This is a genomic window from Aphanothece microscopica RSMan92 (assembly GCF_046613545.2).
In the GTDB taxonomy this organism is placed as follows: Bacteria; Cyanobacteriota; Cyanobacteriia; order PCC-6307; family Cyanobiaceae; genus NIES-981.
In genome coordinates, this window is the sequence record NZ_JBKKKY020000567.1 from 1 (window position 1) to 434 (window position 434).

A 434-nucleotide genomic window follows, 5' to 3' on the forward strand; every position below is an offset into this window, starting at 1 on the left:
TGTCAGTGTCTCGGCACCAGCCAAAGCTGCCGCATCCACCGTGACCGTGTCGCCCGCCGTCGTCGCCGTGACCGTCGTGGCACCCGAGCCCGTTGTCACCACAATCGTCTGCGCCACGAACGGCTCGCTGCTCGTATTCGCCGCCGTCTCAACAACCAACGTACCAGACGCGCCCAACGCATTCAGCTCCGCCACAAGGCCGGTCACCGTGAAGGCACCAGAGCCACCAAGGGTCAGCACCGCCGTATCGGGCATTGCCGATGCGTCAATGGTCGTCGGGGTGGCGTTGTTCAAGGTAATGTTCGTGTTGCCGTTGCCGGTCACTACCCGGTTGAGCCCCGCCGCCCCGGCGAATGGACCAAGCACCGCTGTGCTTGCCCCGGTCAATTGCAACGTCTCAACGTCGGTCACGTTCAGGAAGTGGCTGTCAGCGA

1 protein-coding gene is annotated in these 434 nt (G+C 63.8%); it reads right to left on the minus strand.

Going from position 1 to position 434, the window contains the following annotated elements; genetic code table 11:
- Positions 1-411, minus strand: a 411-nt coding sequence (locus ACLD7X_RS19090) for a hypothetical protein (RefSeq protein WP_425625526.1), incomplete at its 3' end; no start/stop codon positions are given.
- Positions 412-434 lie beyond the last annotated feature (23 nt).